A 24,207-nucleotide genomic window follows, 5' to 3' on the forward strand; every position below is an offset into this window, starting at 1 on the left:
GCGGACGTTCGGGACAGGAAACGGGTCAGGCGCCGGGCGGGGCGGCGCCGGCGACCCCGGCGGCGCGGAGCCGGGCGACCTCGGCCCCGTCGAAACCCAGCTCAGCGAGCACCTCGTCGGTGTGCTCGTCGAGGAGAGGCGGATGGCGCCCGGCGGGCGCGGCGCTGCCCTCGACGCGGACGGCAGGGCCGAACGTGCGGTAGGCGCCGAAGAGCGGGTGTTCGAGCTCGACGACGAAGCCGTTGTCCACGAGCTGGGGGTGGAACATCGCCTCTGGCGGGAAGTTGAGCGGGCCGCAGGGGACGCCGCCGGCGCGGAGGCGCTCGAGCCAGCTTGCGGTCGTATCGGCGGCGAAGCGAGCTTCGGCGTCGGCGACGAGCGCGGCGAGGCGGTCAGCGGCGCCGGGGGCGTCGAAATCCCAGCCGGGCTCGGTCCGCGGGTCGTGGAGGCCGGTGACGGCGCGGAAGCGGGCGTTGAGGGCGGGGCTCAGGCAGCCGACGGCGACGAAGCCGTCGCTCGTGCGGTAGACGCGGAAGTAGATGTTGGCGGCGCTGCCGCGGAGGTAGGTCTGCTCGTAGATGCGGCGCTGGGCTTCGAAATCAGCGCCGGCTGCGCGGGCGGCGGCGAGCGCAGCGCGGAAGGCCTCGTCGCGGGGCGGGTCGGTGGCGGCGAACCAGCTGAGGAGCTGGTTGCCGAGGGCCATGGCGGTGCCGAGCAGCGAAGTTTCGAGGCGGAGCGGCTCGCCGGTGCGCTCGCGGTGGAGGAGGGCGGCAACGACGCCGAGGGCGCTGAAGGCGCCGGTCGCCATGTCGTTGAATGCCGGGCGGATGTTCATCGGCACGCCGCCGCGTTCGCGGGCCGTGGTGACGGAGAGGCCGGAGATGGCCTGGACGACCACGTCGTAGCCGGGGTCGCCGCCGAAGGGGCCGGCATGGCCGAGGGGCACGTGTTCGAGGACGACGATGCGGGGGTTCCAGGCGCGGAGGTCGTCGCAGGTGAGGCCGTAGCGGGGGAGGTCGGCCGGCTTGAGCGAGACGAGGACGGCATCGGCCCAGGCGACGAGGCGCTGGAGGACCGGGCGCGCGTCTTCGCGGGTGATATCGAGGCAGACGGCGCGCTTGCCGCGGTTGACGAGGGTGTAGCCCTTGCTTTCGCCGGGGAGGATCGGCTCCATCGTGTGGCGGATGCCGTCGCCCTCCGGGGGCTCGACTTTGATGACGTCGGCGCCGAGGTCGGCGAGGAGGAGGCCGGCGAACGGGACAGCGAGCGCCTGGGCGATTTCGAGGATGCGGTAGCCGGCGAGCGGTCCCCCGGGCATGGCGCGGGATGATACGGGAGCCGGCGGCACCCCGCGAGGGCGGGGAAACGGCCGCGCCCCCGGGGGTGCGGGGGCGCGACGTGCCGTCCGGGAGCGCGGCGTGCCGGTTTAGAGGCCTTTTTCGGCGACGAAGGCGGCGAGGTCGCTGAGGCGGCAGGCGTAGCCCCATTCGTTGTCGTACCAGGCGGCGACCTTCACGAGATTGCCGCCGACGACGTTGGTCGAGAGCCCGTCGACGATGGAGGAGCGCTCGTCGCCCTTCATGTCCATGGAGACGACGGGGTCCATGGTGATGCCGAGGATGCCCTTCATCTTCTCGGCGGCGGTTTCGCGGATGAGGTCGTTGAGGGCGTCCTTCGTGATGTCCTTTTCGGTGAGGGCGACGACTTCGACGATGGAGACGGTCGGGGTCGGGACGCGGTAGGCGAGGCCATCGAGCTTGCCTTCGACTTCGGGGATGACGAGCTTGAGGGCGCGGGCCGCGCCGGTCGAGGTGGGGACGATGTTGAGGGCGCCGGCGCGCATTTCGCGGAGGTCGCTGCCGGCGGCCTTGTCGAGGATCTGCTGGGAGTTGGTGTAGGAATGGATGGTGGTCATCTGGCCTTTGACGAGGCCGAGGTTGTCGACGATGACCTTGACGACGGGCGCGAGGCCGTTGGTGGTGCAGGAGGCGTTGGAGATGACGTGGTGCTTCGCCGGGTCGTAGGCCTCGGGGTTGACGCCGAGGACGATGGTGACGTCCTCGTTCTTGGCGGGGGCGGAGATGATGACCTTCTTCACCGAATCGCGGCGGTGGGCGGCGGCCTTCGTGGCGTCGGTGAAGAGGCCGGTGGACTCGATGACGATGTCGGCGCCGACGGAGCCCCACGGGATGGCGCCGGGGTCGCGCTCCGCGAAGACGCGGACGGCGCGGCCGTCGACGACGAGGGCGTCTTGCTCGGCGCGGACGTCGCGGTTCCAGCGGCCGTAGTTCGAGTCGTACTTCAGCAGGTTGGCATTGACGTCGGTGGCGACGAGGTCGTTGATGGCGACGACTTCGAGGGTGCCGGCGTAGCGGTCGGTGATGGCTTTGAAGACCTGGCGGCCGATGCGGCCGAAGCCGTTGATGCCGATCCTGGTGACCAAGGGAGTCCCTCCGGGTGGGTGGTTCGTGTTCGTAGCCTAGCGGGCAGGCACTAACGTTCCACCCGCCGAACGACCGGGTTCAGGAGAGCTTCACGGCCGTGCCGGAGGCGGTGATCATGAGCATCTGGCCGCCGACGGTTTCGTAATCGATTTTCACGCCGACGACGGCATCGGCGCCGAGCTGCTGAGCGTACTGGAGCATCTCGGCGACGGCGTGGTCGCGGCCTTTGCGGAGCTCTTCTTCGTACTTGCCGGAGCGGCCGCCGACGATGTTGCGGAAGCCGGCAGCGATGTCTTTGAAGACGTTGACGCCGAGGATGACTTCACCGGCGACGAGGCCGAGGTACTGCTGGATGGGGCGGCCTTCGACGGTGTTGGTGGTGGTGAGGATGATGGCCATGCGGAACCTCCGGGCGGGGATTGGGGCAGGGCGTATCCCCAGTCTAGCGGAGCGCGGCGTTTCCCGGGTGTTCACCTGACCTATCGATCGATAGTCCCGGCGTATGGATTTTCGGGAATCGATGCCGAATTGCGCCTACCTCGCGCAGCGCGGCCGGCCGATGCTGGGGGTGAACCCCGCGAAGGAGAACGACGATGAAGCGGAAGCTGGTGACCTGCCCGAAGTGCGAGCTGGAATTCACCTCGAGCCGGGAGCAGACCTACTGCCCGGGCTGCCACGCGCTGGTGGAGCCGCGGGCGCGGGCGGCGGCCGGGCGCTAACCGGCCGGGGCGCGGCCTTCCCAGCGGCGGAGGATTGCCTCGCGCAGCGCGGCTGGCGAGGCGACTTCGATGCCGCCGGGGTCGGGTTCGACGGACCAGGCGGCGGTGAAGGCGATGGCGCCGGCGCGCTCGGCCGCCGATCGTTCGAAGCGGCCGGGGGCCACGACGGCGGTTTCGGTGGCATGCGTTTCGAGCAGGGCGAGGCACTGCTCGAGCTGACCGGCCGGGTCGAAACGGCCCTCCGGCGGCGGGACGATGAGGGAGAGGAAGCGGTCGAGGCCGGTGGACTCGGCGTGTTTCCGGGCGAGGCCGTAGGTCAGCCGGGTGAACGCCGCCATGTCGATCAGTTCGCCGCGGAGTTCATCGAGCGCCATGCCGATGCCGTCGAAGACGAGGAGGCGCTTGAGGGCGCTGCGGGCTGCGTACTGTTCGCAGAGCGCTTCGGCGGCGTCGCGCTCGCGCGGGTCATCGAGGAGGATCCGGAGCGCCTCGCGCCAGGGCCGCGTGTGGTAGGCGTCGGCGAGGTCGCGGGCAGAGAGCCGGCGGCCGGTGACGGCGGCGACGGCTTCTTCGATGGCGTAGGCGAAGGCGGGGCGGCTATCGACGAGGGCGCGGTCCAGGTCGAAGACGACGAGGCGCGGGCGCGGGCGGCCGCTGCCGACGAGGGGCATCAGCGGACGGCGGCGAAGAAGCGGTCGCGCGCGGCCTGGTACTCCTCGGGGGTGTTGAAGGTGAGGTCGAGGAGGTCGCTGGCGTCGACTTCGGCGTGGCGGCTTTCGTGGGCGCGGAGGATGCCGCGGAGGCCTTCCGTGGCGTCGTCGGCGTGCATGAGCTCTTCGCGGAGGCGGCCGGCGACGACGACAGGGTGGCCGTGTTTGCCGGCGTGGACGGGGACGGTGTAGTCGGCCTCGGCGGGATGGCCTTCGTAGAGCGCGCGGAGGAATGCAGCGGGCCGGGGCTGGTCGACGTCCTCGATGAGGATGCGGTCGGCGTCGCGGTTGGCGGCCTTGGCGCCGATGCGGAGCGAGCCGGCGCGGCCGAGCTGGAAGCGGGGGTTGAACATGATGCGGCAGGGGATGCCGCGGAGCTGGCGGGAGACGTCGTCGGCGCGGTAGCCGAGGACGACGATGACCTCATCGGCGCCGGCTTCCCAGAGCTGTTCGAGTTCGTAGCGGATGAGGGGCTGGCCGCCCCAATCGAGGAGGGGCTTGAGGGTGCCCATGCGCTGGGAGATGCCGGCGGCGAGGATGATGGCGGAGTTCATGGCGACTCCTAGTGTAGGAAGGGCTGCGGATTGGGGCGATGGTCAGGCGCGCGCGGGCGCGGCGGCCTGGAAGGTGTTCTCGACGCCGAATTCCTGCGTGAGGATGCGGAGGAACTCGTGAATGGGGGGCGCGAGGATGCGGTTGCGGAGGATGTGGACGCCGACTTCGCGCTGGGCGGGCTGCTCCATTTCGCGGATTTCGACGCGCGCGAGGGTGCCGCGCTCGCGCTCGCGTTCGAAGGAGACGACCGGGAGGATGGCGACGCCGAGGCCGGCTTCGACCATGTGCTTGGTGGTCTCCATATCGTCGAGCTCCATGACGGATTCGGGGACGACGCCCGCGCGGAGGAACATGGAGTAGACGAGGCTGTGGTAGCTGGAGCCGCGTTCGAAGAAGAGGAACGGCTGGCGGCCGGCCTCAGCGATGGAGACGCGGCCCTTCTGGGCGAAGGGGTGGTCCGGCGGGACGACGAGGGCGAGGTCGTCGTTGTAGAGGTGGAGGGACTGGATTTCGGGGTGCTGGGCGAGGCGGGTGACGGCGACGTGGAAGTCGCCGGCGAGGAGGGAATCGATGATGTCCTCGGTCTGCCCGGTCGCGAGGTGGATGTGGACGCGGGGACGGAGCTCGCGGAATTTCTTCAGGATGCGCGGGAGGACGTAGGTGGCGATGGAGGTGGAGGCGCCGATGCGGATGGTGCCGACTTCGCCGTGGCGGACGGCTTCGATGGCGTCGGTGCCCTCCTGGACGGCGGTGAGGGCGCGCTGGGCGTGGGGCATGAAGGCGCGGCCGGCATCGGTGAGGGTGACGCTGCGGCCGGTGCGTTCGAAGAGGCGCTCGCCGAGTTCGCGCTCGAGCGACTGGATGCGGGCGGTGACGGAAGGCTGGGTGAGGAAGAGGGCCTCGGCTGCACGGCTGAAGGAGCGGTGGTGAGCGACCTGGATGAAGGCTTCGAGCTGTGCCAGTTCCACGGGGTTCCTCCGCGGCGGGGTGCCGTCGGCTTTTAGGGTAGCGCTTAGGAACGGTAGAAGTTGGCGTTGATCTCGATGTAACGACGCATGTCGCCTTCGAGGGAGGCGTCGTGGGCGATGGCGCTGACGGGGCAGGCGAGTTCGCAGGCGGCGCAGTCGATGCACTGGTCGGGGTTGATGTAGTACTGCGGCGCGTCGTCGGTGGTATGGATGCAATCGACGGGGCAGACGTCGACGCAGGAGGCGTCTTTGACGCCGATGCAGGGTTCGGTGATGACGTAGGGCATGGGTCAGCGGGCCTCCTGGCGTGCGAATGGGTCGGGGAAGACGCCGGTCTTTTCGACGACGATGTCGCCGAGGACGCGGGCCTGGCAGGCGAGGCGGAGGCGGGGGTCTTCGATGGCGCGGGGGCCGCGCTGGCGGATGAGGTTGGCGCGTTCGAAGCGGCCCATGACGCTGACGCGGCCGAGGCCGGAGATGACGGTCATGGCGCAGTTGGTGCATTCGCCGTTGCGGCTGCAGCCGACGGGCCAGTAGTAGCCGGCGGCGTTGGCGGCATCGAGGACGGTGTCGTTGTGGGGTGCGGGGAATTCGAAGCCCCCGGGCTCGACGCGGACGCGGTGCACGGCCGGTATTGTGCGGCGAGGCGCGGGGGCTGTCGATGGTGTGGGGGTGGTGGAGACGAGGGGACTCGAACCCCTTACCTCAGCAATGCGAATGCTGCGCTCTCCCAGATGAGCTACGTCCCCACATGTGAACGAGCCGCCTCCATCGTAGGAAGCGGCTCGCTGGTGGGTCAACTGGGGAGCGGGGCTAGGAGCGGTGGGAGGAGCCCCGGCCGATGCGGTAGGAGGTTTCGCCGGTGAACTCGCGCTCTTTGCCGCACTTCTTACACCGCCCGGGCGTCAGCTCTCCACGCGGAGGTTCGAGGATCCAGTGATGCACGCATTCCGCGACTACCTGGAGCGCTTCGGCCTTGGACATGCAACTTCCCCCTGGGTCGTTCGGGTTGTGGTGTTTGGCCAGAGGCTAAGCACCCCGCCACCGGCCGGGGTCAGTGTAGTCGGGGCTATAGACGGTTTCAATCGTTTATGGCGATTCGTCCAGCATGCCGGGCAAAGGTGTAATGACCATGCGGCCGGCGGCGAGGTCGATGGACTGGACGACCTGCCCGATGGCGGGGACGAGGATTTCGCCCCGCGCGCCGTGGACGACGTAGACGTCGTTGGCGCCGGGCTGGAGGACTTCGACGAGCGTGCCGAGGGCTTCGCCGGCAGCGGTCACCACGGCGAGGCCGATGAGTTCGTGGATGAAGTAGGACTCGGCGTCGTCGCGGAGGACGTCGCTGTCGAGCGCTTCGAGGAGTTCGCCGTGGAGGTCTTCGACCTCGGTGCGGGTTTCGAGGCCCGAGAGCTTGATGATCCAGTCATCGCCGGCCTGGCGGGCGCGCTGGACGATGCGGCGGATGCCGCGGACGTAGACGGGGCGGCCGCGCTGGATGTTGCGGGCGGTCGGCGAGAAGACCTCGACGCGGAGTTCGCCGCGGAGGGCGTGGGGCCGGAGGACCCGGGCGACAGCGGTAAAGCCCGGCCGGGGTTCGGCGGGCAGCGTGACGGGATTGCGCGGGCGCGGGGGACGGGAGGGACCGGGCGAGGGCGTCTCGCTCAGTGGCCAATCTCCAGGTTGACGCGGACGTCTTCGCGGACTGCGGCGACCTTGGCGAGGGCGCGGAGGGAGGTGGCGATGCGGCCGCCCTTGCCGATGACCTTGCCGTAGTCGTCCTCGTGGACGTTGAGGTAGACGGTGACGCGGTCGCCCTGGATGGACTCGCTGACCTGGACGTCGTCGGGGTGGTCGACGAGGGCCTTCGCGAGGTATTCGATGAGCTCGCCGGTCATGGTCTCGGGCATCGGTTACTCGGCGGATTCGCTGGATTCGGCCTCAGCGGGGGCTTCGGCGGCGGCTGCAGCGGCAGCTTCAGCTTCGGCCTTCGCGCGGGCGGCGGCGCGCTCGGCGGCGGCCTTCGCCTGCTCGGCGCGTTTCGCTTCGAGCTTCGCCTTCACGATCGGGGGCTTCTTTTCGATGACGCCGGCGCGGACGAGGATCTTTTCGGCGGCCTCGGAGGGCTGGGCGCCCTTGCTGATCCACTCGCGGGTGCGGTCCGCATCGAGGGTGATGCGGGGCGGATCCTGGTGCGGGTCGTACGACCCGAGGGTTTCGATGAAGCGGCCGTCGCGACGGTCGGGCTGGTTGGCGACGACGACGCGGTAGAGGGGGTAGCCCTTCTTGCCGGTGCGCCGGAGGCGGATGCGAATCATGGGAGCTCCTGCGAAACGCCCGCGCGGGGCGGACGTGATTGGCGGTGGTACTGAGGATACGACATGACGGCGTTAGCGCCACGCGGCAGGCGGCGCGCCGGGTGCTGCTGCCTCAGCGGAAGAGCGGCATCTTGCCGGTGCTGAGCGTCTTGGCGATTTTGCGGGCTTCGAAGAACTGCTTGAGCAGCTGATTGACCTGGGAGGGGTCGGTGCCGCTGCCGCGGGCGATGCGCTTGCGCCGCTTGCCGTCGATTTTCTCCGGGTGGCGGCGCTCCCACGGGGTCATGGAGAGGACGATCGCCTCGGCCTGGGCGAAGAAGCGGTCGTCGATGTCGTCGACCTGGAGCTGCATTTTGATGCGGTTGAAGCCGGGGAGCATGGAGACGAGCTGGCCGAGGGGACCCATCTTGCGGACTTTGCGGAGCTGGTCGACGAAGTCCTGGAGGTCGAAGGTGCCGCGCTTCAGCTTGTCCTTGAAGGCGTCGGTGTCCTCTTCGCCCATCGTCTCCTTGGCTTTTTCGATGAGCGTGAGGAGGTCGCCCATGCCGAGGATGCGGCTCGCGAGGCGGTCGGGGTAGAAGGGCTCGAGGGCATCGGCTTTTTCGCCGACGCCGATGAACTTAACGGGGACGCCGGTGACGGCGCGGATGCTGAGGGCAGCGCCGCCGCGGGCGTCGCCGTCCATCTTGGTGAGGATGAGGCCGGTCGTCCCGACGCGCTCGTGGAACTCCTTCGCGGCGTTCACGGCGTCCTGGCCGGCCATGGCATCGGCGACGAAGAGGACTTCCGCGGGGTCGAGGAGGCGCCGGAGCTCGGCGACCTCGTTCATCATGTCGTCGTCGATGTGGAGGCGGCCGGCGGTGTCGACGATGAGGTGGGTGGCGCCCATCCGCTTCGCTTTTTCGAGGGCGTTCTGGGCGATGACGGCGGGTTTGACGCTCGTGCCTTCTTCGTGGATGGGCACGTCGAGGGTGCGCGCGAGCGTGACGAGCTGGTCGACGGCTGCCGGGCGGTAGATGTCGCAGGCCGCGAGGAGTGGGCGGAGCCGCTGCTTCTTGAGGAGGTTGGCGAGCTTGGCGGCGCTGGTGGTCTTCCCGGAGCCCTGGAGGCCGACGAGCATGATGACGGTCGGCGGCCGGCTGGAGGTCGCGAGCTTGGGGGCATCGCCGCCGAGGATATCGACCAGCTCCTGGTGGACGATGTCGATGACCTGCTGCGCGGGGGTGAGGCTGCGCAGGACCTCGGCGCCGAGGGCTTTTTCGCGGACGCGGGCGGTGAATTCGCGGACGACGCGGAAGTTGACGTCGGCCTCGAGCATGGCCATGCGGACTTCGCGGAGGGCCTGGTCGAGGTCTTCTTCGGTGACGATGCCGCGGGAGCCGAATTTGCGGAAGGCGCCCTGGAGCCGGTCGGTAAGCGTTTCGAACATCGATATTCAGTGTACCGGGGTTGGGATGAACGGGGCAGATGCGGCGAGGGGGTCTGCAGCTGCAGACCCCCTCGGAGCGGGTTCGCCGGCGCGCCGGGCTCAGGGGTTGGCGCGGTAGAAGGGGACGTCGGTGCGGTTCTTGGTGGCCCAGAAGATGTTGTGGATCTCTTCGACGGCCTTGAGGAGCGCTTCGCCGTTGGCGGGGTTGGATTCGTGCTTGCACTTCGAGGCGGCCTTCGCGGCCTTCCAGAAGACGTCGTGGAGGTTGGGGTACTTCTCGAGGTGCTCCGGCTTGAAGTAGTCGTGCCAGAGGATGTCGAGCTCCTTCTTGACGATGTCGGCCTGCTGCTCCTTGATGACGATGAAGCGGGTGCGGGTGTTGACGGTGGCGAGATCCTGGGCATCGCCGAGGGCGGCGATCTTCTTCTCCATGGAGAGGACGGCTTCGGCGGCGATGCGGGCCGCGGCCGGGTCGTAGACGCCGCAGGGGCCATCGCAGTGGGCGCTGGCGATGGTCGACGGGCGGAGGAAGCGGAGAAGGTTCATGGCCTGTGGTTACTCCTGGTGGGATGGTGCGAGTGCCGTTAGCGATTATAGGCGGGCCCGTGAACGGCCTGCACCCGGGGCGGAGGGCAGACGCGGCGCGCGGGAAGCCTGTACGATCGCTCGGTAATCTTTCGAGGAATGGGGGTTACCCGTGGCTGAAACAGCAACGCTGAAGGTGGGCGACGAGGCGCCGGATTTCGAGCTGCCGATGAGCCCGACGGGCGAGAAGTTCAAGCTTTCGGACTACCGGGGCAAGAACGCGGTCATCATCAACTTCGTGCCGGCGGCGTTTTCGCCGGTGTGCAGCAACCAGCTGCCGCTCATCGAGCAGAAGCGGAAAGAGTTCGAATCGCAGGGCGCGATCCCGGTCGTCATTTCGAGCGATGGCCCGTGGGCGCAGGCGGCGTGGAAGAAGGAGCTGGGGGTGGACTTCCCGATCCTGAGCGACTTCAACCCGCTGGGTGAGACGGCGCGGAAGTACGGGGTGCTGATCGAGGCGCGGGGGATTGCGAACCGCGTGGTCATCGTGGTGGACAAGAACGGCAAGGTGGCCTGGATTCAGCCGACGGAGAAGATCACGGACATCCCGGATTACGACCCGGTGGTGGCCTGCGCGAAGGGCTGACGCCCGGCGTTCTCGCATGAGACGCGGAAGCGCCCCGCCGAATCGGCGGGGCGCTTCGTTCGTGCCCGGGAGGGCCGGGCGGCGGCTCAGTTGTCCTGGAAGACGATGACGGAGCGGTTGACTTCGCCCTTCTTGAGCGCGTCGTAAGCCTCGTTGATCTGGTCGAGGGTGTAGCGGCGGGAGATGAGCTCGTCGATCTTGAGGCGCTTCTGGCGGTAGAGCTCCATGAGCCAGGGCATGTCGTAGGTCTGGCGGGTGGAGCCGTAGAAGCTGCCGACGATGCCTTTTTCGCCGAGGAAGGCCATGCCGGCGTTGGGGATGGTGAGCTGCTCGGTGAGGGGCAGCATGCCGACGATGACGGCCTGGCCGCCGCGGCGGGCCATTTCGAAGCACTGCTGCGCCGTCTTCATGAGGCCGATGGCTTCGAAGGCGTAGTCGACGCCGCCGCCGGTCATGGCGATGACCTGCTGGACAGCATCGCCCTTGGAGGCATCGACGACGTCGGTAGCGCCGAACTCTTTCGCGGCGGCGAGCTTCGACTCCATGAGGTCGACGGCGATGATGCGGGAGGCGCCGGCGATCTTGGCGCCCTGGATGATGTTGAGGCCGACGCCGCCGCAGCCGACGACGGCGACGGTCTGGCCGGCCTGGAGCTTGACGGTGTTGGTGACGGCGCCGACGCCGGTCATGACGCTGCAACCGACGAGGGCCGCGGCCTGCATGGGGACGCCTTCGGGCACGTGAACGCAGGCGTGGGCGCTGACGAGCTGGTACTCGGCGAAGGCAGACATGCCGGCGAACTGCATGATCGGCTGGCCCTTGAGCTTGACGCGGCCCATGCGGTTGAGGGCCTGGGTGTTTTCGCAGAGGTTGGGCCGGCCGGTGACGCACCGGTTGCAGGTGCCGCAGGACTGGACGAAGGCGACGACGACGCGGTCGCCGACTTTGACGTTGGTGACGCCGGGGCCGACTTTTTCGACGATGCCGGCGGACTCATGGCCGAGGACGACGGGCATGGGGTAGAGCCACTTGCCCTCCATGAAGTGGAGGTCGGAGTGGCAGACGCCGGTGACGGCAGTCTTGATGAGGACCTCGCCGGCCTGGGGCTCGTCGAGCTCGATCTCCTCGATGCTGAGGGGCTGGTTGGGGGCGTACAGGACCGCTGCTTTGACGTTCATGGGGTGTAGGGCTCCTCCTTCTCGAAGCATGGGGATTCTTCCGCCCGGTAGGTTCGGCGTCAAGCGGCCCCGCGCCCGGCAGATTCAGGCGCGGATAAGCTCGGCGGGGACGGGCTCCGCATCGAGCCGCCGGCCGGTTTCGGCGTCGAACCAGTGGAAGGCGTCGCCGGCGGGGACGAGGCCGAGCACCTCGCCGGGGCGGACGTCGACGGCCGGGTCGAGGCGCGCCGTGACCTGCTGGCCGGCAGCATCGACGGTGACGTAGAGGTCTGGGCCGTGGGGTTCGACGAGCACGACGGGGCCGGCGATGGGGGCCGGGGCGGCCTGCGGCCAGCGGTGGAAGGCTTCCGGCCGGATGCCGAGCACGGCGGGGGCGGGAAGGCTGCCGAGGGGCGGGCGAGCGACCGGGATATCGATGGCAGCCGCAGCGAAACGGGCGCCGCCGGGGCCGGGGACGAGGTCGCCGCGGAGCAGGTTCATGGCCGGGCTGCCGATGAACGAGGCGACGAACGTGTTCGCCGGCCGGTCGTAGATGTGCTGCGGGGTGTCGACCTGCTGGAGGACGCCGTCCTTCATCACGGCGATGCGGGTGCCCATGGTCATCGCTTCGACCTGGTCGTGGGTGACGTAGATGAGGGTGGTGCCGAGGCGGCGGTGGAGGTCGCTCAGTTCGGCGCGGGTGCGGAGCCGGAGCTGGGCATCGAGGTTGCTGAGCGGCTCGTCCATGAGGAAGACGCGGGGCCGGCGGGCGATGGCGCGGCCGAGGGCGACGCGCTGGCGCTGGCCGCCGGAGAGTTCGCGCGGCCGGCGACTAAGGAGGTGGCCGATCTCGAGCATCTCGGCGACTTCGCGGATGCGCTGGTCGATCTCGGCCTTCGGCGTCTTCCGCTGGCGCATGCCGAAGGCGAGGTTGTCGTAGACGCTCATGTGGGGGTAGAGCGCGTAGGACTGGAAGACCATCGCGATGTCGCGGTCGCGCGGTTCGACGCCGAGGACGGAGCGGCCGTCGATGCGGATGTCGCCGGACGTCGGTTCTTCGAGGCCGGCGACCATGCGGAGGGCAGTGGTCTTCCCGCAGCCCGAGGGGCCGACGAGGACGAGGAATTCGCCTTCGCGGACCTCGAGGGTGAGATCGGAGACGGCGCGGACGTGGCCGAAGGTCTTGTGGACGCGGTCGAACTCGACGCCCATGGAAGCCTCCCGTGGGGAATGGGGCAGCCCGGGGACGCGCCCCGGGCTGCCGGAGGGGGATGGCGGCCGGGGGCTCAGATCTTGAGCTTGGGCCGGATTTCGGTGTCGACGATCTTCTGGAGCTCCTTCTTGACGTCGGGCCAGACGTTCTTCGCGTCCTCGTTGTTGAGGATCATCCGTTCGAGGCCCTTACCGAGGATGGCGTCGCCGCCGGGGACGTAGACGCGGGCGGAGTCCTGCGGGCGGGTCTTGGGGAGCTGGTCGACGGCCGTCTTGAACTGCGGGTACTTGGCGAAGAACTCGGCCATGAGGGGGCCGTTGACGGCGCTCTTGCGGACGGGCATGTAGCCGACGTTCTGGGAGTAGTAGGCGGTGTTCTCAGGGTTGGTAATGAAGGCGATGAAGAGCATGGCGGCGAGCTTCTTCTCGTCGGAGATCGCCTTCGGGATGCAGAGGCCGGCGCCGCCGGTGGGGCAGCCGAACTGCTTCTTTTCGGGGTAGAAGGCGGTGCCGACGGGGAACTTGGCGTCCTTCAGGACGCCGGCGAGGCCGCCCGTGGAGGAGAGCATGGAGTAGGTGGTGCCGGCGAGGAAGTCGGCCTTCTCGTCCTTGGCGGTGACGTTGGCGTATTTCTTCGTGAAGACCTGGGAGCGGATGTAGTTGCCGGCCTCGATGCCCTCCGGGGAGTCCATCAGCATGTTGAACTTCTCATCGGAGTAGCGGCCGCCGAACTGCCAGATGATGCCCTGGAAGGTCCAGGCGATGTAGCTGTCGCCTTTGACGTGGGTGAAGGCGAATTCGCCGGGCTTGGCCATGGCCTGGAGCTTGGCGGCCCACTCATCGAATTCGTCCCAGGTCTTGGGGCCGCGGTCGGGGAGACCGGCGGCGGCCCACTTCTCCTTGTTGTAGTAGAAGAGCGGGGTGCTGCGGGCGAACGGCATGCCCCACTGCTTGCCGTCGAACTGGTAGTCCTTGATCAGGGTGTCCTGGTAGTCGGAGCGGTCGACCTTGACCTCATCGAGGAGGGCGTCGAGGGGCTCGATGGTCCCGGCGAGGAAGTACTTGAACCACCAGACATCGGAGAGCATGACGACGTCGGGGATCTGCTTCGCGGCGAGGCCGGCGTTGAACTTCTGGGAGACCTCGGCGTAGTTGGCGCCGGCGGTTTCGAGCTTGACCTTGATATCGGGGTAGGCGGCCTGGAAGCGCTTGATCAGCTCTTCCTCGGCGGCCTTGGAGTTGGCGGGGTGGACGCTCCAGTAGGTGATTTCGGCCGCGGGCTTGATACCGCGCGGCGTGGGGGTGGCGGCGGCGGAGGTGCCGCCCGAGGCCTGCGTCGCGGTCGCGACGGGCTGCTCGGCGTCGTCGTCATCGCCGCCGCAGCCAACGAGGCCGAGGGCGGCCGCGCCGCCGGCCATGCCGAGGAGGTGGCGCCGGGAGATGTGCGTCATGGTTCGTGGAACTCCTTTTGGATGGTGCCTGTGAGGTGGTGTGCGAACTGCCCCGGCACGGGCAGGAATCGCCGGGTGGAGCGGCTCAGCCCTTGACCGAGCCGGCGGTGAGCCCTTCGACGATGTGACGCTGGGCCCAGAGGAAGATGAGCAGGACGGGGGTGATGACCATCACAGCGCCGGCCATGACGACGCCCCACTCGCTCGAACCTTCGGAGTGCTGCAGCTGGGTGAGGCCGACGGGGAGCGTCATGTGCTGGTCGTTATTGGTGACGAGGAGCGGCCAGAGGTAATCGTTCCACTTGGCGACGATGGAGATGAGCGCGAAGGTCACGAGGGCGGGACGCGACATGGGGAGGATGATGCTCCAGAGCATGCGGAGGTGGCCGGCGCCGTCGATGCGGGCGGCTTCGATGACTTCCCGCGGGAGGCTGAGGAACTGCTGGCGCATGAGGAAGGCGCCGAACGCGACGGCGGCGCCGGGGATGACGATGCCCTGGTAGGTGTTGACCCAGCCGAGGTCGGCGACGAGGACGTAGTTGGGGATGATGGTGACCTGGAACGGGACCATGAGGGCAGCGATGACGAAGAGGAAGATGAGGTTCTTCTTCGGGAAGGGGAGGAAGACGAGGGCGTAGGCGGTGAGGACACCGTTGACGAGCTCGAGGCCGCTGCCGGCGACGGTGGTGACGACGCTGTTGATGAAAAAGCGCTCGAACGGGACGGCGGTCCACGCCTGGCGGTAGTTTTCCCAGCGGAAGGTCTCCGGAAACCAGGAGACGGGGAGGGTGTAGATCTCCTGGCGGGTCTTGAGCGAGGCGGTGAGCATCCACACCAGCGGGAGCACGATGACGATGACGGCAAGCGCGAGCACGGCGTAGGCGGCCAGCGTGCGGAAGGGGAGCGCGGCGCGGATGCCGGCGAGGCGGCGCGGGCGGGCGGGGAGGGAGAGTTCGCTCGTGGTCATCGGAGGGTCACCCGTAGTTGACGCGACGCTCGAGGAAGCGGACCTGGAGGAGCGTCACGCCGAGGAGGATGAAGAAGAGCACGGTCGCGACGGTGGAGGCGTCGCCGACGCGGAAGCGGACGAAGGCTTCTTCGTAGACCTGGTAGACCATGGTCTTGGTGGCATCGAGCGGGCCGCCGGCCGTCATGACGCTGATGATGTCGAAGGCCTGCATGGAGCTGAGCATCGTGGTGACGAGGAGGAAGAAGGTCATGGGCGAGAGCTGGGGGAGCGTGACGTGCCAGAAGCGGGGCCATGGGCCGGCACCGTCGACGCGGGCGGCTTCGTAGAGTTCGCGGGGGATGGTCTGGAGGCCGGCGAGGTAGATGACGGTGGCGTAGCCGAGGTTCTTCCACGTGTAAACGATGATGACCATCGGCATGGCCCAGTTCGGGTCGTTGTACCAGTTGGGCGAGGGGAGGCCGAGGCGGCCGAGGAGGGCGGAGACGAGGCCGAAGCGGGGGTCGAAGATGAAGAGCCAGATGATGCCGATGGCGGCGCCGCCCAGCACGTAGGGCGCGAAGAGGACGGTGCGGGCAGCGTTGCGGCCGCGGAGGCGGAGATTGAGGAGGAGGGCGAGGCCGAGACCGATCGCCATCGTCGAACCGACGGTTGCGGCGGTGAAGACGAGGGTATTACGGATGATGTAGCGCGACGTCGGGTCGGCAAAATAGTCCGTGTAGTTTTCGAAGCCGACCCACGTCTTCTGCGGCGAGATGAGATCCCAGTCGTAGAACGAAAGGCGGATGCTTTCGACGAGCGGACGGTAGGTGAAGAGAACCAGAAGCGCGATGTTCGGCGCGATGAAGAGGATGAAGAGGAGGTACGGAAACAGGCGCTGAATCCGCCCCGAAGCGCGGGGGTGTGCCGCTGCGTGAGCCATGAGCGGGATGGTCTTCCGGCGGGTTTAACCGTGATGGAACGGCCGGTAAACGAATCGCGATCAGTTTCGAGGGACGCCTTTACGTCCTGTTCATCGTTCGACAATCGAATGCAAACGGGCGGGTCGGACGCTGGCGGGCATGGCATTCGAACGCAGCGAACGGAGCAGCGGGCGCGAGCCGGGCGTCATCGTCCCGGCCTACTACTGGGCGGGCAACGGCAGCATGGTCATCCACCGGCTGAAGGGGTTCGGGCGGCCAGTGGACGGCGAGGCCTACCTGCGGGCGTACGAGCCGGAGCGGCTGCGCTGGCTGCGTGACCGGGCGGGCGTGACGTGCGTGTTCCTCAGCTACAACTGGGGGCTGCCGCCCGAGCTCGAGGCGGAGGACTGGCGAGCGTTCGAGCGGGCGGCGCGCACCTGCCACGACCTCGGGATGCAGGCGGCGGCGTACATCCAGCCGTCGAATGCGGCGGCTTCGGGGTCGTTCGCGCTGAAGGCATGGTATGCGGTGACGCCGAAGGGGAAGCGCATCCCGTACTACAACGGGCGGTTCTTCACCTGCCTGAACGACCCCGAGTGGCGGGAATGGGTGTTCGAGCGGTGCATGGACGCCTGCCGGCGTGGCGCTGACGTGCTGTTCTTCGACAACTGCGCGTTCGGGGGGATGCCGATTCCGCTCTCGCGCGACTACACGGCGTTCGCCGGGTGCGCGTGCGGGCGGTGCCGGGAGCGGTTCGCGGCGTGGCAGGAGCGGCAGGGGCTGGCGCCGCTGGAACTGCCGCGGCTGTTCCGGCCGGCGCGGGACGAGGCGGCGCGGCGGTTCGCGCGCTGGCGGGCGGAGACGCTGACGCGGTTCCTGCGGGGCATCGTAGAGGAGGTGCGGCTTGCCTACCCGGGGACGAAGTTCGTGACGAACACGGTGGGCGGGGTAAACGTGAACACGTTCAACGTGTTCGGCGCGGACCTGCCGGCGATCGCGTCGTTCATGGACTGGCTGTTCGTCGAGAACCTGCAATCGCCGCGGTGCGACGGCTCCCGGCTGGTGCAGAACGCGGGGACCTACGGGCTGCTGCGTGCGCTGCGGCCCGGCGCGCCGGCCCTGAGCATCGCCTACGAGCGCGGCATCGGGGTGGACGGGCCGCCGGCGGCGGCGGTGTTCGCGCGGGTCGCGGCGGAGGGCTTCGCGGCCGGGGGAACGCCGGTGCTGCGGGCAGCGGAATACATCCGCGACGGGAAGTGGTCGCTGCTGCAGCCCGGCACCGACGACCGGCGGCTGGAGGCGTTCGGCCGGGTCGTTGCGGCGTACGCGGCGCTGCTGCGCGGCGGCGAACGGCGGGAGGCGGCGCGGGTGGGGGTCTACGTGCCGGACGCCGTCGGCTGGGGCGGCGACCTCTACCCGGGGAGCGGCGACGATTACCTCGCAGTCATCCAGGCGCTCGTCGGGGCGGGCATCCCGTTCCGGGTGATCGGGGAGCGGAACGAGCCGTGCGACCTCGGCTGCCTGCTGGTGCCGGCGAGCGCGGACCCGCCGGCGTGGTTCGGCGGCCGGGTGATGCGGTTCGGCGAACTGGGGCTGCGGATGCCGCGGGCGCGGCCGTTCCGCTGGTTCGGCGGGCCGCTGGAGCCGGTGGTCCGGGTGCTCGGGCCGCGCGTGGTCGATGGGTACTACAGCCGGGTGCACGTGCGGCGCTTCGTGGACCGGCTGGACCTGCTGTTCCGGCTGGTGTTCGGCGGGCGTTTCGAGCGGGTGCCGATGCGGGAAGACGCGGCCCGGCTGCTCGCAGCGATGAACCCGGTGCAGGTGGAGCTTTCCGGGCCGGGCTACGTCCACCTGTGGGAGAGCGAACGCGGGCTGGAGGTGCACCTCGTGAACTACGGGGACGCCCCGCTGCGGGCGGAGGTGCGGGGCGGGCGAGGGAGCCGGCCGCGGGTGGAGGGCGACGGCCGCGAAGCGCCTGGCGGACGGGTGGAGGTGGGGGTCTTCGCGGTGGCGGTGCTCGAGCGCGCGGCGGAGCGGGAGCGGCTGGCGGCGGCGGCGCGGTGACGCTGCGGACGGCGGCGCTGCTGCTGCGGGCTGCGGCGGTCGGGGCGCTGGGATTCGCGGCCGTCGTGGCGGCGCGGGAGATCGCGCAGAGCCACCGGGGCTGGGCGCTGGATGCGCTCGGGTGGGCGGCGCTGCTGATGGTGGCGCAGGTGGCGCTGCTTGCGGCAGGGTGGCGGGCGATCGGGCGCGGCCACTGGCCGGCGGGCGAGCGGTGGACGTGGCTGCGGTCGTTCGCGCACGGCTGGGCGGCGCGGTACGTGCCGGGGCCGCCGACGGGACCGGCGGGCAAATACCTCGCGCTGCGGGACGCGGGGATGGCAGTACCTGCCGCGGCCGCGCTCCTGTGGGTCGACCAGGTGCTCTCGCTGGCGGCCGGCATCGCGGTGCCGGCGGCGCTGGCAGTACCGGCCTACGGCGCGGAGTGGCTGTGGGCGGCGGCGCCGGCAGCCGGCTGCGCGCTGGCGCTCGCCGCGGCGGGAGCGCGGCCCGGCCTGGTGCGGCGGGTGAGCGGGCGGTTCGGGCCGCGGGGCGAGCGGGAAGGGGCGGCGGTCGCGCCGCGCCATGTCGCCGCGGGGTTCGCCGCGTATACGGCTGCGGCGTTCCTCGCCGGGCTGGCGTTCCACGTCACCGCCGTCGTGGTGAGCCCGTGGCCGCTGGGGCGGTGGGAGGAAGGCGTGCTCGTCTTTTCGCTGGCGAGCCTGGCGGGCTACGTGACGCCGTTCGCGCCTTCGGGAGCGGGCGTCCGGGAGAGCCTCATCGTGGCGCTGCTCGGCGGGACGCTCGGTGCGCCGGCCGCGCTGACGGTCGCCGTGGTCGCGCGGGCAACGGCGGTGCTGGTCGATGCCGTCCTGCTGGCGGGCGCCTACGGGGCGGGCTGGCTGGCGCGGGGAGCTTCGCGGCGCCACTCGGCCGCGACGGCATCGAACAGGCGGGCGTAATCGGCGGCGACGTCGGCCCACGAGCGGACGCGGGGCCGGGGCCGGGGCGGCGCAGCGAGCTCTTCGGCGACGGCGCGCGCCCAGGCTGCTGGGTCGGCGGGCGGCACCAGCCGCGCACCGCAGAGGCGGGCCATATCGACGAGCCCTTCGAGGGCGGCGACGAGGACCGGCAGGCCCGCGGCCGCGGCCTCCGCGGGGGCGATGCCGAACCCTTCCGGACGGCCGGGGACGGGGACGTTCGGCGCGACGAAGAGGTCGGCGCAGGCGTAGAGCGCATCGAGGCGGCCGGGCGGGAGCGGGCCGAGGAGGCGGAGCCTGGGCTCGCGGCTGGCGATGGCCCGGAGGCGCGGCGCTTCGGGGCCTTCGCCGACGACGGCGAAGGTGACGGCGGGCGGCAGGAGGGGCAGCACCTCTGCCGCGAACCAGGCGGCGCCCTTCCGTTCGACGAGCCGGCCGGTGGTGACGAGCAGCGGCCCGGCTGGCGGGAGGCCGAGGGCGGCGCGCGCCGCGGCCGGGTCGGGGGCGCGGCGGATGCGGGCGAAGCGGCCCGCATCGACACCGTTCAGGATGACGCGGGGGCGGAACCCGCAGCGGGCTTCCACTTCGTCGGCGGTGTACCTGCTGACGGCGACGACGCGGCGGGGGCCGAGCCAGCGGAGCGCCGAGCGGACGAGCGCGCCGTAGCCCGGGAAGGGGCGGGTGACGTCCTGGCCGTGGACCGTGACGACGGCGGGCGCGGCGGCGAGCACCTCGAAGAGCGGCGCGGCGAGCGCGAGCAGGCCGTCGCCGAGGTGAATGGCATCGGCGCGGCCGCGGAGGCTGAAGGCGCGCCACGCGGCGGCGGCGGTGAAGAGCGGGAGCCAGCGCTGGCCGCGGCGGAGCGCGCACACCTCGGCCGGGCGGGGGAAGTGGCCCGTGAGCTGGCGGGAAAACTCCTCCATGCCGCCGATGGCGGGCGGGTACTTGCGGGTGATGAACAGGATCACGGCGCGAGTGAAGCGGGCGAACGTGAACGGATGGATCCGGGGCGTCGATTCCTTAACGGTCCGTTCGCGGGGCGTGAATGGCGCGACAACCGGCGCGAGGTACTCCTGAAGGAACCGAAACAGGAGCACCCATGGTGACTGGCGAACGGGTCCTGGTGATTGGGGTGGGGCGGATTGGGGCGGTGACAGCGATCGGACTGGCGCATCTGCTGCACGACGTCACGGGCGTCGATACGAACGCGGAGCGGGTGGAGGAGCTGCGGGCGGGCCGGCTGCGCGAAGCGGAGCCGGGGCTGCGGGCGGCGCTGAAGAGCGCCTTGCGGCTGCGGCGGCTGCGGTTCGAGCGGGCGGTGGCGCCGGGCGACTACGACGTTACGTTCCTCTGCGTCGATACGCCGCCCCTGCCGGGCGGCGAGCCGGACCTGCGCCAGCTGTTCGCGGCCGCCGAGTTCGCGGCACGGGTGACGGCGCGGGGCGGGGTGGTGGTGACGCGGTCGACGGTGCCACCGGGGACGGGCGACCGGCTGGAGGCGGCGCTGCGGGCGGCAGGGCGGCGGGACCTCGCGGTGGTGCACGTGCCCGAGTTCCTGCGCGAGGGCCGGGCGTGGGAGGACTTCCGCGAGCCGGACCGGGTGGCGATCGGCGCGAACGACGCAGCGGCCGGCGAGCGGGTGGCGCGCCTGTTCGCGGACATATCGGCGCCGGTGTACCGGATGGACCGGGTGACGGCAGAGCTGGCGAAGTACGCGGCGAACGCGTACCTCGCGACGGCAGTGAGCTTCGCCAACGAGATGGCGGACCTCGCGGCCTGCTTCGGGGCCGATACCGACCGGCTGTTCGAGGTGCTGAAGGCAGACCGGCGCATCGGGCGGGACGCGTACCTCGGGCCGGGGCTCGGGTTCGGCGGCCACTGCCTGCCGAAGGACACGGCGGCGCTGGAGTACGTCGCGGCGTCGCGGGGCATCGAGCTGCACCAGCTGCGGGCGACCATCCGGGTGAACGCGCAGCGGGTGGAGCGCGCGGCGGACTGGCTCGCGCAGGCGCTCGGCGGGCTCGAAGGACGCAGGGTCGCGCTGCTCGGGCTGGCGTTCAAGCCGGGGACGGACGACCTGCGCGCCTCGCCTTCGCTGGAGCTGGCGCGGGCGCTCCGGGCGCGGGACGCGGAGGTGCGGGGGTTCGACCCGCTGGTACGGACGGCGGAAGGGCTGGAGTGCCCCGGGACGCTGCCGGCCGCGCTGGACGGGGCGGACGCCGTCGTGGCGGCGCACCGGGCCGACTGGGTGCGGGCGATCGACCCGGCGGCAGCCGCGGGGCTCATGCGGCGGCTGGTCGCGTTCGATGCGCCGGGGGCGCTCGACCACGCGGCGTGGTCGGCGGCCGGCTTCGCGACGAACCGCTGCCCGCGGGTGGCGGCGCGGGCGGGCGAAGGGGCCGAGCGGTGAGGGTGCTCCTCGCGACGGATTCGTTCCCGCCGAAAATCGACGGGGTTTCGGACACGGCAGCGACGATCGCGCGGGTGCTCGGCCAGCTCGGGCACACGGCGCGGGTGGTGGCGCCGGCGCCGGGGCCGGCATGCGTCGAGGGCGCGCGGACCGCACGGATCCGGTCGCTGCCGGCGCCGCTCTACCCCGAGCTGCGGCTCGGGTGGGAGTTCGACCGGGTGGTACGCATCGCACGGGCGCGCTGGGACGGGGCGATCGTGCTGACGCCGGGACCGATCGGGGCGACCGCAGCGCTGGCGCTGCGCCGGGGCACGCCCCTCCTGAACATCTACACGACGGACATTCCGCGGTACCTGCGGACGTACGGCATGCACCGGTTCGTCGGGCCGGCGACGTGGCTGCTGCGGCGGATGGCGGAACGGTCGGTGCGGACGCTCTGTCCGACGCGGTTCGTGCAGGACGAGCTGGCGGCGCTCGGGTTCCCGCGGCTCGAAGTGTGGGGGCGCGGCGTGGACACGGCGCTGTTCCACCCGGGACGGCGGAGCGCAGCGGTGCGGGAGCGGCTGACCGGCGGGGAACCCGGGAAGCCGCTGGTGCTGTACGTGGGCCGGCTGGCGAAGGAGAAGCGGATCGAGCAGCTGGCGGAGGTGCTCGACGGGAACCCCGGCGCGCGCCTGGCGCTCGTCGGCGACGGGCCGGAGCGGGGGCGGCTCGAAGCGCTGTTCGCGGGCCGGCCGGCCGTCTTCACGGGCTACTTGCGGGGCATCGACCTGGCGGAAGCGTTCGCCTCAGCGGACGTGTTCGTCTTCCCGAGCGCGACAGATACGTTCGGGCAGGTCGTGCTGCAGGCGATGGCGAGCGGGGTGCCGCCGGTAGTCGTGACGGGTTCGGCGACGGCGGAGCTGGTGCCGGCCGGGGTGTGCGGCCTGCACGTCGCGCCAGGGCGCCCGGGAGCGCTGGCCGCGGCCGTGCGGCGGCTCATCGAGGACGAGCCGATGCGGCGTTCGATGGGGCTGGCGGCCTCGGAGTATGCGCGGCGGTTTTCGTGGGAGGCGCTGGTGCTGCGGCTTGTCGAACTGCTCGCGCCGGGGAACGCACCGGGGCCGGTCGACGTGCCCCGTTCGTTCGCGAAGTGAGGGGCGTCAGTCGGGCGAGGCGGGCGCGAGGAGCTCGGAGGCGTCGCTGAGGAGCGCGACGAGCCAGGCGAACCCGGAGGCCACGAGCAGCGCGGCGATGACCTTCATGCCCGGATCATCGGGTGTCGAAATTAACACCCGTGGAAGACGGGCGGGGGTGCCGGTTCGGCGGCGCCGTCGTCTTCGAGCGCGATGAAGTCGCGGAAGAGTTCGCGCTTCTTCTCGCGGTTCCGGTGCTCGGCCGTGAGGAGGCGGTCGAGGAAGCTGACGGCGGCGGCGACATGGGGGCCCTTGTTGAGCATGACGCAATCGGCGCGGGTCGCCGCCGCCGCGTCGGTGATCTCGGGGCGGGCCGGCATGCCGTGGCGGGCGAGCGTTTCGAGCACCTGGGTGGCCCAGATGACGGGCAGGTGGGCGGCTTCGGCGAGGCAGAGGATGGCGTCCTGGTAGAGCGCGAGGTCGTCCCAGCCGACTTCGATGGCGAGGTCGCCGCGGGCGATCATGACGCCGAAGGCGGGATGGCGGAGCCCCTCGAGGAGAATCGGCGTGAGGCGGTGGGCAGCGGCGCGGGTCTCGATCTTGGCGACGATGCCGCGGCCGTGGAGGCCGCGGGCGTCGAGTTCCGCGGCGAGGCGGGCAACATCGGCCGGGCCGTGGACGAACGACAGGCCGAACATGTCGGCGAATGGCGCGGCGACATCGAGGCTGGCGACGTCGGCGGGGGTGAGCGCCGGGAGCGGGAGCGCGAGGCCGGGGAAGTTGAGGCCCTTCTCCGGGCGGAGGCGGCGCGGCCGGCCGGCGGGCGCTTCGAGGAGGATCTCGACGGCATCGGACCCGACGGCGACGACCCGGCCGGCGAACTTGCCGTCGTCGATGGCGACGGGCTGACCGGGCGCGACCGCTTCGAGGGCGGCGGGGTGGCTGCAGGGTACGGCGGGGACGCCGGCGGCGAACCCGCCGGGGGCCGGCGTTTCAGAGCGCAGGAGCCGAAGCCGGTCGCCTGCGCCGAGGCGGAGCTCGCCTTCGAACGGGGCGATGCGGAGCCGCGGCCCGGAGAGGTCGAAAAGGATGTGGCAGCGGCGCGGCGGGGGCGTGCCCTGCCGCTCGAGTTCGAGTTCGGCGTGGCGGACGGATTCGGCGAGGGCGTGCCAGTCGGCCGCGCGGCCGTGGGCGGCGTTGATGCGGGCGACGTCCATGCCGGCGCGGAGGAGGTGCATCGCCTCGAGGACGGGGTCGGCGACGGTGTGGTCGAGCGTGACCATGATGCGGGTCGCGCGGCCCGGGCGGGGGCGGCCGAAGAGGCGCGCCGCGCGCTGCTCCTGGAGGCGAAGGGCCTGTTCGCGGGAGGGCGCGACGCAGCGGGGTTCGGTGCCGCTCAGCCACGCCCGGACGTGCTCGAGGGAATCGAGGACGTTCGGTTCGAGGCGGCCGAGCGAGCTGAGGCCGATATCGGCAAGCGCGACCTGCACGGCGGCGATGTCGCGTGTGCGGAGGGCGCGGTAGGCGAGCAGGTTCGACGCGCTGAGGGCGGCGTCGCCGGAGAGCGCCGGCGGAACGCGGGATGCCGCGCGGGCGGCTTCGTCCTGCAGCTCGCGGATGCGCCGGAGGAGTTCGTCGCGCTCCATCCGGTCGATCGTG

The 24,207-nt window shown here is 70.6% G+C and carries 27 protein-coding genes and 1 tRNA gene; 6 read left to right on the forward strand and 22 right to left on the reverse strand.

Annotated features, from left to right (window positions below):
- Positions 1–25: 25 nt before the first annotated feature.
- From N2041_RS00890 to N2041_RS00900, 3 genes are all read right to left on the reverse strand, one after another.
- Positions 26–1,318: a CaiB/BaiF CoA-transferase family protein gene (locus N2041_RS00890; protein WP_297674881.1), complete on the reverse strand. Its 1,293-nt coding sequence runs from the start codon at positions 1,316–1,318 to the stop codon at positions 26–28.
- 108 nt (positions 1,319–1,426) lie between these two features.
- A complete protein-coding gene (gene gap / locus N2041_RS00895; RefSeq protein WP_297674882.1) occupies positions 1,427–2,443 on the reverse strand; it encodes a type I glyceraldehyde-3-phosphate dehydrogenase in 1,017 nt (338 codons plus the stop codon).
- A gap of 79 nt (positions 2,444–2,522) precedes the next feature.
- Positions 2,523–2,837, reverse strand: coding sequence for a YbjQ family protein (locus N2041_RS00900; RefSeq protein ID WP_297675057.1), 315 nt, complete (start codon positions 2,835–2,837; stop codon positions 2,523–2,525).
- Between the two features lie 200 nt (positions 2,838–3,037).
- Between N2041_RS00900 and N2041_RS00905 the strand changes: the two genes are divergently transcribed.
- Entirely contained in the window at positions 3,038–3,163 is a 126-nt protein-coding gene (locus N2041_RS00905; RefSeq protein WP_297674884.1) for a hypothetical protein, read from the forward strand.
- On the opposite strand, the gene N2041_RS00910 is transcribed toward N2041_RS00905, so the two are convergent.
- The 12 genes from N2041_RS00910 to sodN all read right to left on the reverse strand — a co-directional run bounded on the left by N2041_RS00910 (position 3,160) and on the right by sodN (position 9,689).
- Positions 3,160–3,834, reverse strand: a complete 675-nt coding sequence (locus tag N2041_RS00910; RefSeq protein ID WP_297674886.1) for an HAD family hydrolase — start codon at positions 3,832–3,834, stop codon at positions 3,160–3,162. The two genes, N2041_RS00905 and N2041_RS00910, sit on opposite strands and share 4 nt — an antisense overlap.
- Positions 3,834–4,427 (reverse strand): nucleotidyltransferase family protein, encoded by a 594-nt coding sequence (locus N2041_RS00915; protein WP_297674887.1) that lies wholly within the window; start codon positions 4,425–4,427, stop codon positions 3,834–3,836. The genes N2041_RS00910 and N2041_RS00915 overlap by 1 nt, the downstream gene beginning before the upstream one ends.
- A gap of 42 nt (positions 4,428–4,469) precedes the next feature.
- Entirely contained in the window at positions 4,470–5,396 is a 927-nt protein-coding gene (locus N2041_RS00920; RefSeq protein WP_297674889.1) for a LysR family transcriptional regulator, read from the reverse strand.
- Positions 5,397–5,440: 44 nt separating this feature from the next.
- On the reverse strand, positions 5,441–5,683 hold the full coding sequence (locus tag N2041_RS00925) for a ferredoxin family protein (RefSeq protein WP_158067588.1): 243 nt from the start codon (positions 5,681–5,683) through the stop codon (positions 5,441–5,443).
- A 3-nt stretch (positions 5,684–5,686) separates the two neighbouring features.
- A complete protein-coding gene (locus N2041_RS00930) occupies positions 5,687–6,022 on the reverse strand; it encodes a 2Fe-2S iron-sulfur cluster binding domain-containing protein (protein ID WP_297674891.1) in 336 nt (111 codons plus the stop codon).
- Positions 6,023–6,069: 47 nt separating this feature from the next.
- Positions 6,070–6,145, reverse strand: a tRNA-Ala gene (locus N2041_RS00935).
- 64 nt (positions 6,146–6,209) lie between these two features.
- Positions 6,210–6,380, reverse strand: a complete 171-nt coding sequence (locus tag N2041_RS00940; RefSeq protein ID WP_270057026.1) for a hypothetical protein — start codon at positions 6,378–6,380, stop codon at positions 6,210–6,212.
- Between the two features lie 105 nt (positions 6,381–6,485).
- Positions 6,486–7,064: a ribosome maturation factor RimM gene (rimM, locus tag N2041_RS00945; RefSeq protein WP_308445338.1), complete on the reverse strand. Its 579-nt coding sequence runs from the start codon at positions 7,062–7,064 to the stop codon at positions 6,486–6,488.
- Positions 7,061–7,306, reverse strand: a complete 246-nt coding sequence (locus tag N2041_RS00950; RefSeq protein WP_270057027.1) for a KH domain-containing protein — start codon at positions 7,304–7,306, stop codon at positions 7,061–7,063. The genes rimM and N2041_RS00950 overlap by 4 nt, the downstream gene beginning before the upstream one ends.
- 3 nt (positions 7,307–7,309) lie before the next feature.
- The gene (rpsP, locus tag N2041_RS00955) at positions 7,310–7,714 is read right to left on the reverse strand and encodes a 30S ribosomal protein S16 (protein WP_297674896.1); all 405 of its coding nucleotides are present in this window, start codon (positions 7,712–7,714) and stop codon (positions 7,310–7,312) included.
- A gap of 112 nt (positions 7,715–7,826) precedes the next feature.
- Positions 7,827–9,143: a signal recognition particle protein gene (gene ffh, locus N2041_RS00960; protein ID WP_297674898.1), complete on the reverse strand. Its 1,317-nt coding sequence runs from the start codon at positions 9,141–9,143 to the stop codon at positions 7,827–7,829.
- Positions 9,144–9,242: 99 nt separating this feature from the next.
- On the reverse strand, positions 9,243–9,689 hold the full coding sequence (gene sodN, locus N2041_RS00965; RefSeq protein ID WP_297674899.1) for a superoxide dismutase, Ni: 447 nt from the start codon (positions 9,687–9,689) through the stop codon (positions 9,243–9,245).
- 151 nt (positions 9,690–9,840) lie between these two features.
- Here sodN and N2041_RS00970 point away from each other — a divergent pair, with 151 nt between their 5' ends.
- Positions 9,841–10,314, forward strand: coding sequence for a redoxin domain-containing protein (locus tag N2041_RS00970; protein WP_297674901.1), 474 nt, complete (start codon positions 9,841–9,843; stop codon positions 10,312–10,314).
- Between the two features lie 86 nt (positions 10,315–10,400).
- On the opposite strand, the gene N2041_RS00975 is transcribed toward N2041_RS00970, so the two are convergent.
- The 5 genes from N2041_RS00975 to N2041_RS00995 all read right to left on the reverse strand — a co-directional run bounded on the left by N2041_RS00975 (position 10,401) and on the right by N2041_RS00995 (position 16,023).
- Positions 10,401–11,492, reverse strand: a complete 1,092-nt coding sequence (locus tag N2041_RS00975; protein WP_297674902.1) for a Zn-dependent alcohol dehydrogenase — start codon at positions 11,490–11,492, stop codon at positions 10,401–10,403.
- 84 nt (positions 11,493–11,576) lie between these two features.
- On the reverse strand, positions 11,577–12,683 hold the full coding sequence (locus N2041_RS00980) for an ABC transporter ATP-binding protein (RefSeq protein ID WP_297674904.1): 1,107 nt from the start codon (positions 12,681–12,683) through the stop codon (positions 11,577–11,579).
- Positions 12,684–12,757: 74 nt separating this feature from the next.
- Complete coding sequence (locus N2041_RS00985; protein WP_297674906.1) at positions 12,758–14,134, reverse strand: ABC transporter substrate-binding protein; 1,377 nt, start codon at positions 14,132–14,134, stop codon at positions 12,758–12,760.
- Positions 14,135–14,219: 85 nt separating this feature from the next.
- Positions 14,220–15,101: a carbohydrate ABC transporter permease gene (locus N2041_RS00990; protein ID WP_297674908.1), complete on the reverse strand. Its 882-nt coding sequence runs from the start codon at positions 15,099–15,101 to the stop codon at positions 14,220–14,222.
- 7 nt (positions 15,102–15,108) lie between these two features.
- Complete coding sequence (locus N2041_RS00995; protein ID WP_297674910.1) at positions 15,109–16,023, reverse strand: carbohydrate ABC transporter permease; 915 nt, start codon at positions 16,021–16,023, stop codon at positions 15,109–15,111.
- A gap of 139 nt (positions 16,024–16,162) precedes the next feature.
- Between N2041_RS00995 and N2041_RS01000 the strand changes: the two genes are divergently transcribed.
- A complete protein-coding gene (locus tag N2041_RS01000; protein WP_297674912.1) occupies positions 16,163–18,067 on the forward strand; it encodes a hypothetical protein in 1,905 nt (634 codons plus the stop codon).
- The gene (locus tag N2041_RS01005; RefSeq protein WP_297674915.1) at positions 18,064–19,005 is read left to right on the forward strand and encodes a hypothetical protein; all 942 of its coding nucleotides are present in this window, start codon (positions 18,064–18,066) and stop codon (positions 19,003–19,005) included. The genes N2041_RS01000 and N2041_RS01005 overlap by 4 nt, the downstream gene beginning before the upstream one ends.
- Here the strand turns inward: N2041_RS01005 and N2041_RS01010 are convergent.
- Complete coding sequence (locus tag N2041_RS01010; protein WP_297674917.1) at positions 18,930–19,991, reverse strand: glycosyltransferase family 4 protein; 1,062 nt, start codon at positions 19,989–19,991, stop codon at positions 18,930–18,932. The genes N2041_RS01005 and N2041_RS01010 overlap by 76 nt on opposite strands.
- A gap of 131 nt (positions 19,992–20,122) precedes the next feature.
- On the opposite strand from N2041_RS01010, the gene N2041_RS01015 reads away from it, so the two are divergent.
- Both N2041_RS01015 and N2041_RS01020 read left to right on the forward strand, forming a co-directional pair.
- Positions 20,123–21,433: a nucleotide sugar dehydrogenase gene (locus N2041_RS01015; RefSeq protein WP_297674918.1), complete on the forward strand. Its 1,311-nt coding sequence runs from the start codon at positions 20,123–20,125 to the stop codon at positions 21,431–21,433.
- A complete protein-coding gene (locus N2041_RS01020) occupies positions 21,430–22,569 on the forward strand; it encodes a glycosyltransferase family 1 protein (protein ID WP_297674920.1) in 1,140 nt (379 codons plus the stop codon). The genes N2041_RS01015 and N2041_RS01020 overlap by 4 nt, the downstream gene beginning before the upstream one ends.
- A 131-nt stretch (positions 22,570–22,700) precedes the next feature.
- Here N2041_RS01020 and N2041_RS01025 read toward each other — a convergent pair whose 3' ends face one another.
- The gene (locus N2041_RS01025; RefSeq protein WP_297674923.1) at positions 22,701–24,194 is read right to left on the reverse strand and encodes a pyruvate kinase; all 1,494 of its coding nucleotides are present in this window, start codon (positions 24,192–24,194) and stop codon (positions 22,701–22,703) included.
- Positions 24,195–24,207: the final 13 nt, after the last annotated feature.

This window comes from Tepidiforma sp. (assembly GCF_026419595.1).
In the GTDB taxonomy this organism is placed as follows: Bacteria; Chloroflexota; Dehalococcoidia; order Tepidiformales; family Tepidiformaceae; genus Tepidiforma.